Annotated in this window: 15 protein-coding genes; 8 read left to right on the top strand and 7 right to left on the bottom strand. The window is 65.1% G+C overall.

What is annotated here, in order from left to right; genetic code table 11:
* Positions 1-49: 49 nt before the first annotated feature.
* The 6 genes from cysN to pcaQ form a co-directional block, all read right to left on the bottom strand.
* Positions 50-1,987, bottom strand: coding sequence for a sulfate adenylyltransferase subunit CysN (cysN, locus tag C8348_RS04725; RefSeq protein ID WP_106752135.1), 1,938 nt, complete (start codon positions 1,985-1,987; stop codon positions 50-52).
* Between the two features lie 2 nt (positions 1,988-1,989).
* On the bottom strand, positions 1,990-2,895 hold the full coding sequence (gene cysD / locus C8348_RS04720) for a sulfate adenylyltransferase subunit CysD (protein ID WP_106752134.1): 906 nt from the start codon (positions 2,893-2,895) through the stop codon (positions 1,990-1,992).
* 323 nt (positions 2,896-3,218) lie between these two features.
* Positions 3,219-4,607 (bottom strand): TRAP transporter large permease, encoded by a 1,389-nt coding sequence (locus C8348_RS04715; RefSeq protein ID WP_106752133.1) that lies wholly within the window; start codon positions 4,605-4,607, stop codon positions 3,219-3,221.
* Positions 4,600-5,097 (bottom strand): TRAP transporter small permease, encoded by a 498-nt coding sequence (locus C8348_RS04710; RefSeq protein ID WP_106752132.1) that lies wholly within the window; start codon positions 5,095-5,097, stop codon positions 4,600-4,602. Before C8348_RS04710 ends, C8348_RS04715 begins: the two co-directional genes overlap by 8 nt.
* Positions 5,098-5,218: 121 nt before the next feature.
* On the bottom strand, positions 5,219-6,247 hold the full coding sequence (locus tag C8348_RS04705; protein WP_106752131.1) for a TRAP transporter substrate-binding protein: 1,029 nt from the start codon (positions 6,245-6,247) through the stop codon (positions 5,219-5,221).
* Between the two features lie 191 nt (positions 6,248-6,438).
* A complete protein-coding gene (gene pcaQ, locus C8348_RS04700; protein WP_106752419.1) occupies positions 6,439-7,365 on the bottom strand; it encodes a pca operon transcription factor PcaQ in 927 nt (308 codons plus the stop codon).
* Between the two features lie 132 nt (positions 7,366-7,497).
* On the opposite strand from pcaQ, the gene pcaD reads away from it, so the two are divergent.
* The 8 genes from pcaD to pcaB all read left to right on the top strand — a co-directional run bounded on the left by pcaD (position 7,498) and on the right by pcaB (position 14,390).
* Positions 7,498-8,292 carry a 3-oxoadipate enol-lactonase gene (gene pcaD, locus C8348_RS04695; protein WP_198646932.1) on the top strand — a complete coding sequence of 265 codons (795 nt, stop codon included), beginning with the start codon at positions 7,498-7,500 and terminating at the stop codon, positions 8,290-8,292.
* A gap of 55 nt (positions 8,293-8,347) precedes the next feature.
* The gene (pcaC, locus tag C8348_RS04690) at positions 8,348-8,761 is read left to right on the top strand and encodes a 4-carboxymuconolactone decarboxylase (protein WP_244293944.1); all 414 of its coding nucleotides are present in this window, start codon (positions 8,348-8,350) and stop codon (positions 8,759-8,761) included.
* The gene (pcaH, locus tag C8348_RS04685) at positions 8,758-9,513 is read left to right on the top strand and encodes a protocatechuate 3,4-dioxygenase subunit beta (RefSeq protein ID WP_106752129.1); all 756 of its coding nucleotides are present in this window, start codon (positions 8,758-8,760) and stop codon (positions 9,511-9,513) included. The genes pcaC and pcaH overlap by 4 nt, the downstream gene beginning before the upstream one ends.
* A gap of 2 nt (positions 9,514-9,515) precedes the next feature.
* Complete coding sequence (pcaG, locus tag C8348_RS04680; RefSeq protein ID WP_106752128.1) at positions 9,516-10,142, top strand: protocatechuate 3,4-dioxygenase subunit alpha; 627 nt, start codon at positions 9,516-9,518, stop codon at positions 10,140-10,142.
* A 79-nt stretch (positions 10,143-10,221) separates the two neighbouring features.
* Positions 10,222-11,085: a CoA transferase subunit A gene (locus C8348_RS04675; protein ID WP_106752127.1), complete on the top strand. Its 864-nt coding sequence runs from the start codon at positions 10,222-10,224 to the stop codon at positions 11,083-11,085.
* Between the two features lies 1 nt (position 11,086).
* The gene (locus tag C8348_RS04670) at positions 11,087-11,866 is read left to right on the top strand and encodes a CoA-transferase subunit beta (RefSeq protein ID WP_106752126.1); all 780 of its coding nucleotides are present in this window, start codon (positions 11,087-11,089) and stop codon (positions 11,864-11,866) included.
* Complete coding sequence (gene pcaF, locus C8348_RS04665; RefSeq protein WP_106752125.1) at positions 11,859-13,064, top strand: 3-oxoadipyl-CoA thiolase; 1,206 nt, start codon at positions 11,859-11,861, stop codon at positions 13,062-13,064. The genes C8348_RS04670 and pcaF overlap by 8 nt, the downstream gene beginning before the upstream one ends.
* A 3-nt stretch (positions 13,065-13,067) precedes the next feature.
* Positions 13,068-14,390 (top strand): 3-carboxy-cis,cis-muconate cycloisomerase, encoded by a 1,323-nt coding sequence (pcaB, locus tag C8348_RS04660; protein ID WP_106752124.1) that lies wholly within the window; start codon positions 13,068-13,070, stop codon positions 14,388-14,390.
* Between the two features lie 578 nt (positions 14,391-14,968).
* On the opposite strand, the gene C8348_RS04655 is transcribed toward pcaB, so the two are convergent.
* Positions 14,969-15,340: an endonuclease domain-containing protein gene (locus tag C8348_RS04655; RefSeq protein ID WP_106752123.1), complete on the bottom strand. Its 372-nt coding sequence runs from the start codon at positions 15,338-15,340 to the stop codon at positions 14,969-14,971.
* Positions 15,341-15,492: the final 152 nt, after the last annotated feature.

Here is a 15,492-nt window from a genome sequence, read left to right as displayed (position 1 = left end):
CATCGCCCAGCCTCACAGCCGGGCGGTTCACTTCACATTCGATAAGCGGTCAGATGCCCTCGCCGCCGAAGACATAACCGTTGGCGGCGATGATGCCGGCGCGGCGAAGGTGGTTGAGCACGTCCTCGGCTGCCGCTTCCGGATCGCGGCCGACGGTCGCCACCTGCAGTTCCGGCGTCTCGGGCGCTTCATAAGGGCTGTCGATGCCGGTGAAATTGGCGATTTGCCCGGCATCCGCTTTGGCGTAGAGACCCTTCGGGTCGCGCTTGCGGCATTCGTCGATGGGCGTGTCGACAAAGATCTCGACGAACTCGCCCTCCCCCAGCAGCTCGCGCGCCATCTGTCGCTCAGTGCGGAACGGCGAGATGAAGGACACGAGCACGATCAGGCCGGCATCCACGAAGAGCCGGGAGACCTCCGCGACACGGCGGATGTTCTCCACCCGGTCGGCGTCAGAGAAGCCGAGGTCCTTGTTGAGGCCATGGCGGATGTTGTCGCCGTCGAGCACATAGGTGTGGCGGCCTTCCAGGTGCAGCTTCTTTTCCACGATGGAGGCGATGGTCGACTTGCCGGAGCCGGACAGGCCGGTGAACCATAGCACCGCCGGCTTCTGCCGCAGGCTTTCGGCCCGGGCTTCCTTGTCAACGTCCAGCGCCTGCCAGTGGATGTTGCTGGCCCGCCGCTCCGCCTTCACCACCATGCCGGCGCCGACCGTGGCATTGCTCATCCGGTCGATCAGGATGAACGAGCCGGTGGTGCGGTTCGCGCGATAGGGATCAAGCGCAATCGGTGCGGACAGGCTGAATTCGGCGAGCGCAATCTCGTTGAGCGCCAGCGTTTCAGCCGGGGCTTCCTCGAAGGTGTTGACGTTGATCTTGTGCGCCAGCGCCGTCAGCGTGGCCGTCACGGTCCTTGTGCCGATCTTAAGCAGATAAGAGCGGCCCGGCAGCAGGGCCGCATCGGCCATCCAGATCACATGCGCCGACAGGCTGTCAGCCACCGCCGGGCGCTCGTCGGAGCGCGACAGCACGTCGCCGCGGGAAATGTCGATCTCGTCGCGCAAGACCAGCGTGACCGCCTCCCCTGCCTTCGCGCTGTCCACGTCAGAGAAGCCGTTGACGATGCGGGTAACCGTCGAGCTCTTGCCCGAGGCGGCCACCGTCACGTTGCTGCCGACGGTGACGAGGCCGCTGGCGAGCGTGCCGGAATAGCCGCGGAAGTCGAGGTTCGGACGGTTGACCCACTGGACCGGGAAACGGAACTCGGCGGCCGTTTCCTTCTCGCCGACGTCAACGGTCTCCAGGTGCTCAAGCAGCGTCGGCCCCTGATACCAGGGCATGCGGCCCGAGCGGCTGGTGACATTGTCTCCATAGCGGGCAGACATCGGCACCGCGACCACCGTCTCGAAGCGGAAGTTGCCGCCGAGCGCGGCAAAATCGCGCTCGATCTCGTCGAAGCGCTCCTGCGAGAAATCAACGAGGTCGATCTTGTTCACCGCAAGAACGATGTGCCGGATGCCAAGCAGCGAGGCGATGAAGGCATGACGGCGCGTCTGGGTCATCAGCCCGTGGCGGGCATCGACCAGCAGCACGGCGAGATCGGCGGTGGAGGCACCGGTCGCCATGTTGCGGGTGTACTGCTCGTGGCCAGGCGTGTCGGCAACGATGAACTTGCGCTTGTCCGTGGCGAAGAAACGATAGGCGACGTCGATGGTGATGCCCTGCTCGCGCTCGGCCTCAAGGCCATCGACCAGCAGCGCCAGGTCAATGTCCTCGCCAACCGTGCCATGCCGGCGGCTGTCGCGCTCAAGTGCGGCAAGCTGGTCCTCGAAGATCAGCTTGGTGTCATAGAGCAGCCGGCCGATCAGGGTCGACTTGCCGTCATCGACGCTGCCGCAAGTCAGAAAGCGGAGCTGGTCCTTGTTCTGCTGCGCGCGGATGTAATCGAGCACAACCTCTTCGGAGGCGAGGTGATCCGTGAAATCCATGATCAGAAGTATCCTTCGCGCTTCTTCTTTTCCATCGAGGCGGCGTCGTCGTGGTCAATCAGGCGACCGGAGCGCTCGGAGGTGCGGGCAATCAGCATCTCGCGCAGGATGGCCGGCAGGGTCGCGGCATCGGACTCGATGGCACCGGTGAGCGGGTAGCAGCCAAGGGTGCGGAAGCGGACCATCTTCTCCTCGACGGTCTCGCCGGGGCGGATCTTCATCCGGTCATCGTCGACCATGATCAGCATGCCATCGCGCTCGACCACCGGACGCGGGGCAGCGTAGTAGAGCGGCACCATCGGGATGTTCTCGGCCAGGATGTACTGCCAGATGTCCAGCTCGGTCCAGTTGGACAGCGGGAAGGCGCGGATGGATTCCCCTTTGGCCACCCGGGCGTTGTAGAGGTTCCACAGTTCCGGACGCTGGTTCTTCGGGTCCCAGGTGTGCGAGGCGGTGCGGAAGGAGAAGACACGCTCCTTGGCGCGGCTCTTTTCCTCATCCCGGCGCGCGCCGCCGAAGGCCGCGTCGAAGCCGTACTTGGTCAGCGCCTGCTTCAGCGCCTCGGTTTTCATCACATGGGTGTGGACCGACGAGCCGTGATCAAACGGGTTGATGCCCTGGGCAAGGCCTTCCGGATTGGAGTGGATGATCAGGTCCAGCCCGAGCCGCTTCACGGTCTCGTCGCGGAAGGAGATCATCTCGCGGAACTTCCAACCTGTATCGACATGCATCAGCGGGAAAGGCGGCTTCGAAGGATAGAAGGCCTTCATCGCCAGATGCAGCATGACCGACGAATCCTTGCCGATGGAATAGAGCATCACCGGGTTGCGGAATTCGGCCGCCACCTCGCGGATGATGTGAATGCTCTCCGCTTCAAGCCGCCGGAGATTGCTGAGCCGATCAGACATGCGCCACTTCTTCCCTCGCGCCCCGGGGTCTCACCGCGGTTCGGCGGCTGGGGCGATCATGGCGCAACCCTACAAAAGCGGGCCGGTTCACATAAGAAACGGTTTTGCGGGCTTTTGGGAGGAACGGCTTTTCCGGTTCGTTTTTCTCGCCAAGCGGAGAAATCCCTTCGGCAGGGGATCAATCGCCCCGGATGGCCGCAGATCCCTGCCGGGAATCCAGCCCTCCTCCCGCAAATGCTTTGCATCAATGCGTCAACGCCCCGGATGGCCTGAGACCCCGGGGCGTTGATGGATGCAGCTTGTGCTGTCGGTCGAGGAATGGGCTAGCCGAAGAACCTTGGAATGAACAGCACGATCGCCGGGAACAGCAGCAAAAGCCCAACACGCACGATCTCCATGCCGAAGAAGGGCATCACCCCCTTGAAGGTCTCGGTCATCGGCACGTCCTTGGCGAGCGCGTTGATGATGAAGACATTGAGCCCGACCGGCGGCGTGATCAGCCCCAGCTCCACCACGATCAATGTCAGGATGCCGAACCAGATCTTCAGCTCGTCCGCTGACAGGCCATAGGCCGCCGTCGCAGCCGTGACGTAGTCACCGCCGTTGAGATCGATCAGCACCGGCCAGAAGAACGGCACCATGACGAGGATCATCGCGAGGCTTTCCATGAAGCAGCCAAGGATGACGAGGATGATCAGGATGGCGATCAGTACGACCCAGGGGTCGAGGCCGCTGCTGCCAGCCCATTCCGCCAGACCCGAAGGAAGTCCGGCGCGGGTGAAGAAGCCCTTCACCACCTCGGCCCCGAACAGGATGAAATAGATCATGCCGCTGGTGACGGCCGTTTCCAGCATGGCATTCTTGGTCTTGCCGACCGTCAGCCCTTCCGCGCCCCACAGCCGCTGGGCGAAGCCGTAGACGAGAATGACGAACACGCCGATGGCCGCTGCCGGCGTCGGCGTGAACAGGCCGATGCCGAGGCCGAGGATGATCGAGCCGAAGATCAGGATCACCGGAATGAGGCGCAACAGCGCGCGGTTGCGCTCCTCACGCGGCATGGCGGCTGCCACGGGCGCGAGCGACGGATTGAGCCTGACCTGGATCGCAATGACCGCTATGAAGGCGACAACGGCGATAAAGCCGGGAATGACCGCCGCCCGGAACATCTCGATGATCGAGGCCTCCACGATCACCGCATAGATGACCAGTGCGACCGAGGGCGGAATGAGAATGCCGAGGGTGCCGCCCGCCGCCAGCGTGCCGGTGGCCAGTCGCGGCGAATAGTTGAGCCGCCGGAGCTCCGGCAGCGCCACCCGGCCCATGGTGGAGGCTGTGGCCAGTGACGAGCCGCAGACCGCACCAAAGCCGGCACAAGCCCCAATGGCCGAGATCGCCACACCGCCCCTCACCCGGCCCATCAGCGCATTCATGCCCTGGAACAGGTCGCGGCTGAGATTGGCGTGACTGGCGAGATAGCCCATGAACACGAACAAGGGTACGACCGAGAGGTCATAGCTTGCCATGTTGGTCCACAGCAGCGACTTGAACTGCTTGATGTAAGGCTCGAACCGAACATGCGGCAGGGCCAGCGACAGGGCGAACATGCCGCCGATGCCGACGAGGATCATGGCCAGACCAACCGGCACGCGCAAAATCAGGAGCCCGAACAACAGGCCAAGGCCGACCAGGCCGATCAGTTCTGCCTCACCCACGGGCTTCCCCCTCGAAAAGCTGCATCACGCAGACCAGCGCCCACAGGATCATCGAAACAACACCAGGCCCGTACCAGGGCCATTCCTGCCAGCCGAGAATGGCCGTGCGCGTCTGGTCGCCCATCGTCTCGTTCAGGCCGATCCACATCCAGTAGGCCAGGAACACGGCGATGCACCCCATGGTCAGCAGCCAGAGCTTGTCCAGCCCGGCGCGAACGACTTTCGGCAGCGACTGCACGAAGAGGTCGACCACCACATGCCCGCGCTTCAGCTGGCAGTAGGGGATGAAGGACAGCGCCGCGACGCTGATCGCCAGCCGAACGAAGTCCTCATAACCGGAAATGCCGGCAACGGAAGAGCCAAAGAGCCCGGCAATCCGGTTGGCTGTGAAGGCGGAGACATTGATCGTCGTGACGAGGACAATGGCGAGGATGAACAGGCCGCCAAGAAGGGCCCAGGCCGCTGTGGCTTTGCGCAGCAGGGAAATCATGCCACCTCCATGGATAGTGTCTCAGGTGCCCTCCCCACGGGCACTCTGCAGTCCCCTGAGAGCGCAGAAGGCAAGCGGCCGGAAACGGATCGCGTTCCCGGCCGCTGTCAGTTGATGCAACTTACTTGGCCGGGGCTTCGATCACGAGCGCGCGGGCCTTTTCGACCATCGCCGCCGCATCGAGACCTGCGCCGGACGCTTCCTTGATCCAGCGATCAACCACAACCTGCCCCTTGTCGTCAAAGGCCTTGGTTTCTTCCGCTGTCAGCTCGATCAGCTCGCCCTTGGACTTGCGCAGGTCCTTGCCGCCATTCTCGATGCCATCCCAGACAGCACCGTATTTGGCGGCGATATTGCCCATGGAATGATCATCGATCACCTTCTTCAGATCGTCCGGCAGGCTGTCATAGCGGTCCTTGTTCATGGCGATCATGAAGGTGGACGTGCCAAAACGCGTCCCCCCTGCGCCTTCCGTGGAATACTGCGTCAGTTCCTGCAGCTTGAGGGCCGGGAAAATCTCGAACGGAACAAGCGTGCCATCGAGCACGCCCTTGGACAAGGCCTCCGGCACTTCCGGCACCGGCATGCCAACCGGTTCAGCGCCATAGGCCTCGATGGTCCAGCCGCCAGTGCGCGAAGGCGTCCTGACTTTCAGGCCGGTCAGATCTTCAGGCTTGCGGATCGGCTTGCTCACCATGTGGAACGCCTGCCCACCATGGGTATGCAGCAGGATCGGCTTCACGTCCTTGAAGTCCTCGGCTACCATGTCGAACGCGCCGGTCAGCGCAATCGTCGTCTGCATTGCTGAGCCCTTATGCACGGTTGGCAGTTCAAACACTTCGCTGCGCGGGAACGTCCCGGGCGTGTAGCCGAGCACGGTCCAGACGATATCGACAACGCCGTCACGGACCTGACGGTACAGTTCCGGCGGCTTGCCGCCGAGCGACATGGACGGGAAGATCTCGACCTTGATCCGGCCGCCAGAGGCTTCCTCAACGCTCTTGGCCCAGGGCTCCAGCATCTGGGTCTGAGCCGGGGCCTTTGGCCCGAGAAAATGGTGCAGTGTCAATTTGACTTCCTGCGCCGAGGCGCTGGCGATCATCATCGAAGCAGTGACCAGCCCGGTCGCCATTGCGAGAATACGCTTCATCTGTGGTCCTCCCTGTGTTGAGGGGCCAGCGGACCGCGCCCCTGCGTTGCCCCTGCCGTCAGTCGGCACATGCGTGCCGCTCCTCCTGTCGGACAAGGGTCTGATCCTCACGCTACCCACCCACTTTCGTTATGTAAAATGAACAATTATCGAAGCTGAATAACTTGTGGTTATGCAGCTTTGCTCCCAGATCACAAACGAACCGCCGCCTTGTCCGCAGCGAACCGCAGGCAGCCCTGCAACATGACAAGGGCTGGTGTCGGTGCTGTGTCAGCCCGTGTCGTCAACCCCACCGGCCCGGTCGTGCCCGTGGTCTCGATCGGCAATTCGACCAAATCGCCCGCTGCGACATCGCGCGAAACCACACCGGATGAAATGATCCACACCGCATCGGTGTCGAGGGTAAAGCTGCGGCCGAAGGTGTTGGAGATCGTCTCGACGCGGCGCGGCAGATTGGTGACGCCGGCTGCGATGAGCAGGCGCTCCACATAAGGCCGGATGATCGCCTCCTGCGTCGGATAGAGCACAACATGATCGGCCAGACGTCGAACATCGAGCGGCTTGCGATCAAGCAACGGATGCCCCTTGCGCACCACGAACGACACACTCTCCGAATAGAGATGGGTGAAGGACAGGCCTGCCATCTGTTCCGGGTCAGCCAGGCGACCGACCACCAGATCCAGTTCCCCCAACCGAAGCCGGCTGAGCAGGAACGTGTTCGGCCCGGTGATCAGCGTCAGGGTGGTCTCAACGCTTTCGGCGAGGAACCGCTGCACCGCTGTCGGCACGATTCGCGCCGCCACGCTCGGCAGCACGCCGATGTTGAGATAGGACTCTCCCGACATGCGCGCCTGAGCCACGCTGTCCAGCCCCTGCTTCAACGCCGCCAGACTGGCGCCGGCGTAGTGAAGCAGCACCTCGCCGAACTGCGTCAGCACCACGCCCTTGCGGGAACGGTCAAACAGTCGAACCTCGAGAATCTCCTCCAGCTCGCGCAGGGTCTTGGATACGGCGGGCTGGGTGATCGACAATTCCTCTGCCGCCTTCACCAGGCTGCGCAGGCGCGCGACCTCGAGGAAGCACTGGATGTGCCGGTATTTCACCCGCGGATCGATCACTTTCATTCCCTTCGGTTATACAAATGACCTGATTTCTCATTTTACATAACCGAAGCATGGATGAAATATGGGGCAAGCACAAGAACAGGCTGATCGGACACCGCATCAGCCGGGAGCCCCAAGGAACAAACAATGCGCATGATCGCGGCGAACGGTCTGGCCTTGCATGTGGACGACAGCGGCGAGACGGACTTGCCGGCAGTCGTGCTGTGCAATTCGCTTGGAACCGACCTGCGCAGCTGGGATGCGGTCGCAGATCACCTGAAGGGCCGCATGCGCGTCATCCGGCACGATGCACGCGGCCATGGCCTCTCCGAATGTCCCGAAGGCCCCTACTCCATCAACGATCTGGTCGATGACCTTGCGGCGGCACTCGCGCAGCTTGGCGTTGACCGCAGCATTCCCGTCGGCCTGTCGGTAGGCGGCCTTGTGGCGCAGGGCTTTGCGGCCCGTCATCCGGACAAGGTGCCGGCGCTTGTTCTCAGCAACACCGCCGCCCGCATCGGCACGGCCGAGACATGGCAGGACCGCATCCGCCTGATCGAGGCAGGCGGGATCGAGGCAATTGCAGATCCGATCCTGGAGCGCTGGTTTTCGGCCGCCTTCCGCAAGGCAGAGCCCGTCGCGCTTGCCGGCTGGCGCGCGATGCTGACGCGCACGCCGCGCCAAGGATATCTCGCCACCTGTGCCGCCCTTGCCGCCGCTGACCTGACCCACAGCACATCGCAGCTGCCGATGCCAACGCTGGTGATTGCGGGCAGCGAGGACGGTGCCACGCCGCCGGCCCTCGTCGAGGCCACGGCCCGGCTAATACGGGACGCCCGCTTCATCCTGATCGCCGGCGCAGGCCACCTGCCCTGCATCGAGACCCCGGATGCCTTCTGCGCCGCCCTGGATGCCTTTCTTGAGGAGACCGCCGTTGTCTGACCCCGTGCCCGCTGCCCCCAAGGTCCGCTCGCCCGGGTCGCGCCATGCCACCGGCATGACCACGCGACGCGCCGTGCTGGGCGACGCCCATGTCGACCGCTCGATTGCCAGCATGACCCCCTTCGACGCCGACTTTCAGACCCTGATCGTGGAGAGCGCCTGGGGAACGGTGTGGAGCGATGACACGCTGACCCGGCGCGAACGCAGCCTCGTCACCATCGCGCTTCTGGCCGGGCTCGGCCATCATGAGGAACTGGCGATGCATGTCAGGGCCACCGCCAACACCGGTGCCTCGGCCCGCGACATTCGCGAAGCCTTGATGCATGTGGCCATCTATGCCGGGGTTCCGGCTGCCAACACGGCCTTCCGCATTGCCCGCGACACGCTGGCTGCGGCAGGTCGGCTGGACGACGAAATGAGGGAACCTGAGGACGGCGACGCCGTTCGCCACAAGGGAGAGCAGCCGTGAGCAGCTTCGGCACCAACCGCCCTGCAGGGCCGCGCGAGGGCGACTATTACCAGCGCGATCTCACTGTGCATCCGCCAGCCTTCACCCCGATCTACAAGACCTCGGTCACGCGCTCGCCGCAGAAGGCGCTTCTGTCACTGGAGCAGGGCATCGGCGAGATCACTGGCCCGGTGTTCACCGCCGATGACCTCGGCCCGCTCGATAACGATCTGATCCTCAACTACGCCAAGACCGGCGAGCCCATCGGCGAGCGCATCATCGTGCATGGCCGGGTGCTGGACGAGAACGGGCGCGGGGTGCCGCACACGCTGGTCGAATTCTGGCAGGCCAATGCGGGCGGCCGCTACCGGCACAAGAAGGACACTTATCTCGCCCCGATCGACCCGAATTTCGGCGGCTGCGGCCGCTGCCTGACGGACGAGAACGGCTATTACTACTTCCGCACGATCAAGCCGGGCCCGTATCCCTGGCGCAACTATGTCAACAGCTGGCGTCCGGCCCATATCCACTTCTCGATCTTCGGCCGCTCCTTCACCCAGCGCCTGATCACCCAGATGTATTTCGAGGGCGATCCGCTCATCGACGTCTGCCCGATCGTCAAGACGATCCCGGATCCCGAGGCGATCAAGCGCCTGATCGCGCCGCTGGACCTGCGCGCCACTGTGCCGCTCGACTGCCGCGCCTACAAGTTCGACATCGTCCTGCGCGGGCGGCGGTCCACCCTGTTCGAGAACCGGCTGGAAGGAAACTGACCATGGTGCAGCCGCTCAACTATCTCTCCGAGACGACCAGCCAGACGGCCGGCCCTTATGTCCATATCGGTCTCGCACCGGCCGCCGCCGGCTTCGACATTTTCGAGAAGAATTTCTCGCATGTGGTTGCAGGACCTCAGACACGCGGCACCCGCATCCGCATCGAGGGCCGGGTGCTGGATGGCACGGGCACGCCGGTGCGCGACGTGCTGGTCGAGAGCTGGCAGGCCAACAGCGAGGGCCGGTTCAACCATCCGGACGACACCCAGACCAAGGCGCTCGACCCGGACTTTCGCGGCTGGGGCCGCTCCTGTTCGGATTTCGACACCGGCGTCTTCCTCCTCGACACCATTAAGCCGGGTTCGGTGCCCTGGCGCGACGGCCGGCCCCAGGCCCCGCACATCAGCCTCTGGATCGTCGCGCGCGGCATCAATATCGGTTTGAATACAAGGCTTTACTTCTCTGATGAAGAGAGCGCCAACGCGAATGACCCGGTGCTGCGCCTGATCGAGCAGGAGGTCCGCCGCAAGACGCTGATCGCGGAGCGGCAGGAAACGCCGGACGGCCTTGTCTACCGCTTCGACATCCATCTCCAGGGCGATCGGGAAACCGTCTTCTTCGACATCTGACCGCCCTGCCGGGACCGGTTTCCCACCACCTGGCCCCTTCCCCATTTTCACTTGATCCGAAGAGCTGAAGCGACCAGCCATGGCGAAAATCCAGTCCCTGCACGACGCCGTTGCGGAGAACATCCACGACGGAGATTCCGTTGCATTTGAAGGCTTTACCCATCTCATCCCGCATGCGGCCGCGCATGAGGTGATCCGTCAGGGGCGCAAGGATCTGACCGTGATCCGGATGACGCCGGACATGATCTACGACCAGCTGATCGGCATGGGCTGCGTGAAGAAGCTGATCTTCTCCTTCGCCGGCAACCCGGGCGTCGGCCTCCTGCGCCGCTTGCGCGATGCGGTGGAGAACGGCTGGCCGCACCCGATCGAGATCGAGGAGCACAGCCACGCGGCCATGGCCAATGCCTATGAGGCGGGCGCGTCGGGCCTGCCCTGCGCCATCTTCCGCGGCTATCGCGGCGCGGAGCTGACGCGGGTCAACCCCAACATCCGCTTCGTCAAGTGCCCCTTCACCGGCGAGGAACTGGCGGCCGTTCCGGCACTCCGGCCGGACGTGACCGTGATCCATGCCCAGCGGGCCGACCGGAAGGGCAACGTGCTGCTGGAGGGAATTGTCGGGGTGCAGAAGGAAGCCGTGCTGGCGGCCAGGCGCGCCATCGTGACCGTCGAGGAGATCGTCGACGACCTCGCAAGCCCCAGCCCCAATGCCTGCATCCTGCCGTCCTGGACCGTCACCTCGGTGGTGAAGGTGCCCGGCGGGGCGCATCCCTCCTATGTGCAGGGCGTCTATCCGCGCGACAACGCCGCCTATATCGAATGGGACAAGATCGCGTCAGACCGCGACAATTTCCTGACCTGGATGACCCAAAACGTGACCAATGCCGGCCCCGACGTGTTCGCCGGCCGGGTTGCCCCGCTCCTCAAGACGGGAGACGCGTAAGATGACCAGCTTTACCCCGACCGAGATGATGACCATCGCCGCTGCCCGCGCGCTGACCAACGACGATGTCTGCTTCGTCGGCATCGGTGCCCCCTCGGCGGCCTGCAACCTCGCCCGGCTGACCCATGCGCCGGACATCACCCTCATCTACGAGAGCGGCACCATCGGCACCGCGCCGAACGTGCTGCCCCTGTCCATCGGTGATGGCGAACTTTGCGAGACGGCGCTCTGCACCGTGTCGGTGCCGGAGATGTTCCGCTACTGGCTGCAGGGCGGGCGGATCACCATCGGCTTTCTCGGCGGGGCGCAGATCGACCGCTTCGGCAACCTCAACACCACCGTCGTCGGCAGCTACGAGAAGCCGAAGGTGCGCCTGCCCGGTGGCGGCGGGGCGCCGGAGATCGCGATCTCCTGCCGCGAGATCTTCATCACCATGAAACAGTCGAACCGCGGCTTCGTCGAGAAGCTCGACTTCGTCACCTCGCTGGGCCACGGCAAGGGCGGCACGGACCGGGCCGATCATGGCGTGACCACCAAGGGTCCGACCCGGCTGATCACCGATTTGGCCATCTGGCAACCGGACGCCGAAACGAAAGAATTCACGGTCACCTCGCTTCATCCGGGCGTGACCCGCGAGATGGTCGCGGATACGGTCGGCTGGAAAGCCAGATTCGCGGCGGAGGTGGGCGAGACCCCTGCCCCGACGCAAGAGGAGCTTGAGGTGCTGCGCGACCTGCATGCGCGCACCAAGGCTGCCCATGGAGGAGGTTCTGATGCGTGATGTCTTCATCTGCGACTATGTGCGCAGCCCGATCGGCCGGTTTGGCGGCAGCCTGTCCGGCGTGCGCGCCGACGATCTGGCGGCCGTGCCGATCGCCGCGCTGATGGCGCGCAATCCGGATGTGGACTGGGCCGTGCTGGACGAGGTGATCTACGGCTGCGCCAACCAGGCGGGCGAGGACAACCGCAACGTCGCCCGCATGGCCGCCCTGCTGGCCGGCCTGCCCGACACCGTCCCGGGCACCACCATGAACCGGCTCTGCGGCTCCGGCATGGATGCGGTGATCACGGCAGCCCGCGCCATCAAGTGCGGCGAGGCCGAGATCATGATCGCCGGCGGCGTGGAAAGCATGTCGCGCGCGCCCTTCGTCATGCCGAAGGCCGACACCGCCTTTTCGCGCCATGCCGAGATCCACGACACCACGATCGGCTGGCGCTTCGTCAACCCCTTGATGAAGAAGCAGTATGGCATCGACTCGATGCCCGAGACGGCCGAGAACGTCGCCACCGAATTCAACATCTCCCGCGCCGACCAGGACGCCTTTGCGCTCCGGAGCCAGCAGAAGGCCGTCGCCGCCCAGGAGAATGGCCGGCTCGCCAGGGAAATCGTCCCCGTCTCGATCAGCCAGCGCAAGGGCGATCCGATCCTGATCGACAAGGACGAGCACCCGCGCGCCGACACCACGCTGGACGGCCTTGCCAAGCTGAAGGCGCCGTTCCGCGACGGTGGCTCCGTGACGGCCGGCAATGCGTCCGGCGTCAACGACGGCTCGGCGGCGCTGATCCTTGCCTCGCGCGCGGCGGTGGAGAAATACGGCCTGACGCCGATTGCCCGCGTGCTTGGCGGGGCAACCGCCGGCGTGCCGCCGCGCATCATGGGCATCGGCCCGGCCCCGGCGACGCGCAAGCTCTGCGCCCGGCTCGGCCTGTCGCCCGCCAGCTTCGACGTGATCGAGCTGAACGAGGCCTTCGCCTCGCAGGGCCTTGCCGTGCTGCGCGATCTCGGTCTTGCCGACGATGCGCCGCAGGTGAACCCGAACGGCGGCGCCATCGCCCTCGGCCATCCGCTTGGCGCATCGGGCGCCCGCATCACCGGCACGGCAGCACTGGAGCTGAAGCAGCGCGGCGGCAAGCTGGCGCTGGCCACCATGTGCATCGGCGTCGGCCAGGGCATCGCCATCGCCATCGAGGCGGTCTGAGCCATGTCCCCAAGCCGCGATTGCCTCCTCGCCGGACTGATCCGCGATCCAGAGACCGAAGCCCTGCTCGGGGCGACGGCCGAGGTCGCGGCCCTACTGGAGGTGGAAGCGGCACTGGCGCTGGCGGAGGCCGACTGCGGCCTGATCCCGGCGGAGGCGGCGGCGCGGATTGCCGACGCCGCCCGGCTCCTGACGCCGGACCTTGAGGCGCTCAAGGCAGGGATGGGGCGCGACGGCGTCCCCGTTCCCGCCCTCGTTGCCGCCCTGCGCCAGGCGGTGCCGGCGGAGGATGCCGGCTATGTCCATTGGGGCGCGACCAGCCAGGACATCGTCGACACCGCGCTGGTGCTGCGTCTTGCCCGGATCCTCGATCTGTTCGAGACGCGGCTGAAAGCGCTCGCCCTTGCGCTTGGCGCGCTGGCCGAAGCGCACCGGGCAACGCCGATTGCCGCGCGCACGCGGATGCAACAGGCAACGCCGACGAGCTTCGGTCTCAAGGTCGCAGGCTGGGTGCTGCCGCTGACGCGCCATCTCGACCGGCTCGCCGAGCTGCGCCCCCGGCTGCTCGCCGTCTCGCTCGGCGGGGCCTCGGGCAATCTGGCGGCACTCGGGCCTGAGGCGCTCGCCGTCGAGGCGCGGCTCGCCGCCCGGCTGAAGCTGACGACCCTGGCCCTGCCCTGGCACACCGCGCGCGACACGATGCTGGAACTGGGCAGCCTGCTGGCGCTCATCACCGGCAGTCTCGGCAAGATGGGCCAAGATGTGGTGCTGCTCGCCCAGAACGAGATCGGCGAGGTCAGCCTTGCCGGGGCGGGCGGCTCCTCGACCATGCCGAACAAGGCCAATCCGGTGGCGGCCGAAGTGCTGATCGCGCTCGCCCGCAGCACCGGTGGTCTTGCCGGCGTGCTCAATCAGGCAGCCCTTGCCGAACAGGAGCGCAGCGGTGCGGCCTGGCTGATCGAACAGCTGCACCTGCCCGACATGCTGCTGCAGACGGGCGCTGCCCTTGCCACGGCGGCCGACCTTGTTGCCGGCCTCAGCGTCAACGAAGCGGCCATGCGCGCGACCTTCGAGGCAGCACAAGGCCTGATGCTGGCCGAGGCCGCCAGCTTCGCCCTCGCCGACCACATGCCGCGCAGCGCGGCGCAAGCCCTCGTCAAGACCGCCTGCGCCGAGGCGCTTACCTCCGGCCAGAACCTCATCGACGTCCTGCGCACGAAGGCGTCCGCCCCGATCGACTGGGACAGCCTCAAGGACCCCGCCCGGCATTTGGGCGCGGCCGATGCGCTGATTGGCCGGGCGCTGGAGGCATTGAGGCGGGGGTGAATTGGGGCTGGAGATCGGCGGGGTCTAGTAGGTTTTCGAGGTTCGTGTTCTAACGAGCCGAAATTCTGTTCAACCAAACTCATGGCACTGGGCGGGGTACCCCCCCTAACCCCTCCCCACCAGGGGGAGGGGGGCGGAGAGGCTGTGCCATGGGGGCGAAGGCAGGCCGAGACCAACACTCTGGTTTCGAATTCGTGGGAGATCAAGGCACGGCGCTTCTGCTCCCCTCCCCCTCGTGGGGAGGGGTTGGGGGTGGGGGTGGGGGGCTCGGCGGGGCGGAACGGTTCAGCGATAGAGAGTGCCTCTGGGTTGGCGTGCTGCGTCCTTGCATAGAGGCTGGAGCGTGGGACTCCCCCCCACCCCTAACCCCTCCCCACCAGGGGGAGGGGGGCGGAGAGGCTTTGCCGTGACGCCATAATCGCCGACACCAATATTCTGAATTCGACGTGGCAGGAAACCCGGGCTCGGCGCTTCTGCTCCCCTCCCCCTCGTGGGGGCCGAAGGCGGGGCGAGACCCGAGGCTCGACCCCGGTAGGGTCGGGGGTGGGGGGCTCTGCGGAAAACAAAGGGTTCAAACGTCAATCATTCTCCGGGCCAAACAATCCAAGGCGCAGGAGGATGGTTTCGACGACGCCTTCCAGATTGTGTTCGACGTCGCGGGCGGAAAAGCGCCAGACGGTGAAGCCCTGGGATGCGAGCCACTGGTCGCGGGTGGCATCGTGGCGGGACTGGCCGGGGGCGCCGTGGCTGTCGCCATCAATCTCGATGACGAGGCGATGGGACAAGAGGGCGAAGTCGGCGATGTAGGGGCCGATGGGAGCTTGCCGGCGGACATGAAGGCCTTGCGCTTTCAGGGCGCGAAGATGCGGCCAGAGGGCGCGTTCCTGAAAGGTCTGGTCGCGGCGCAGGTCCTTGGCCCGCGTCCGGGTTCCATCCGTGATCCGGCTCATCCGGTCCCCCTTCCCTTGCGACCAACCATGTGACACGATCCGATCCAGTCTGCCGGATCCGGTTGCCGCCGTCATCTGATCCACTTGAGCGGCCTCGCAAATTGATTCAGCCGGGTCACAATCCGATTCCGTTTCATTGGACAAGACGCTGT

It is taken from the genome of Pannonibacter carbonis (assembly GCF_003012935.1).
Taxonomy (GTDB): Bacteria; Pseudomonadota; Alphaproteobacteria; order Rhizobiales; family Stappiaceae; genus Pannonibacter; species Pannonibacter carbonis.
The sequence above is the reverse complement of the archived record's forward strand: the minus strand, read 5'-3'. Positions and strand labels throughout refer to the sequence as shown.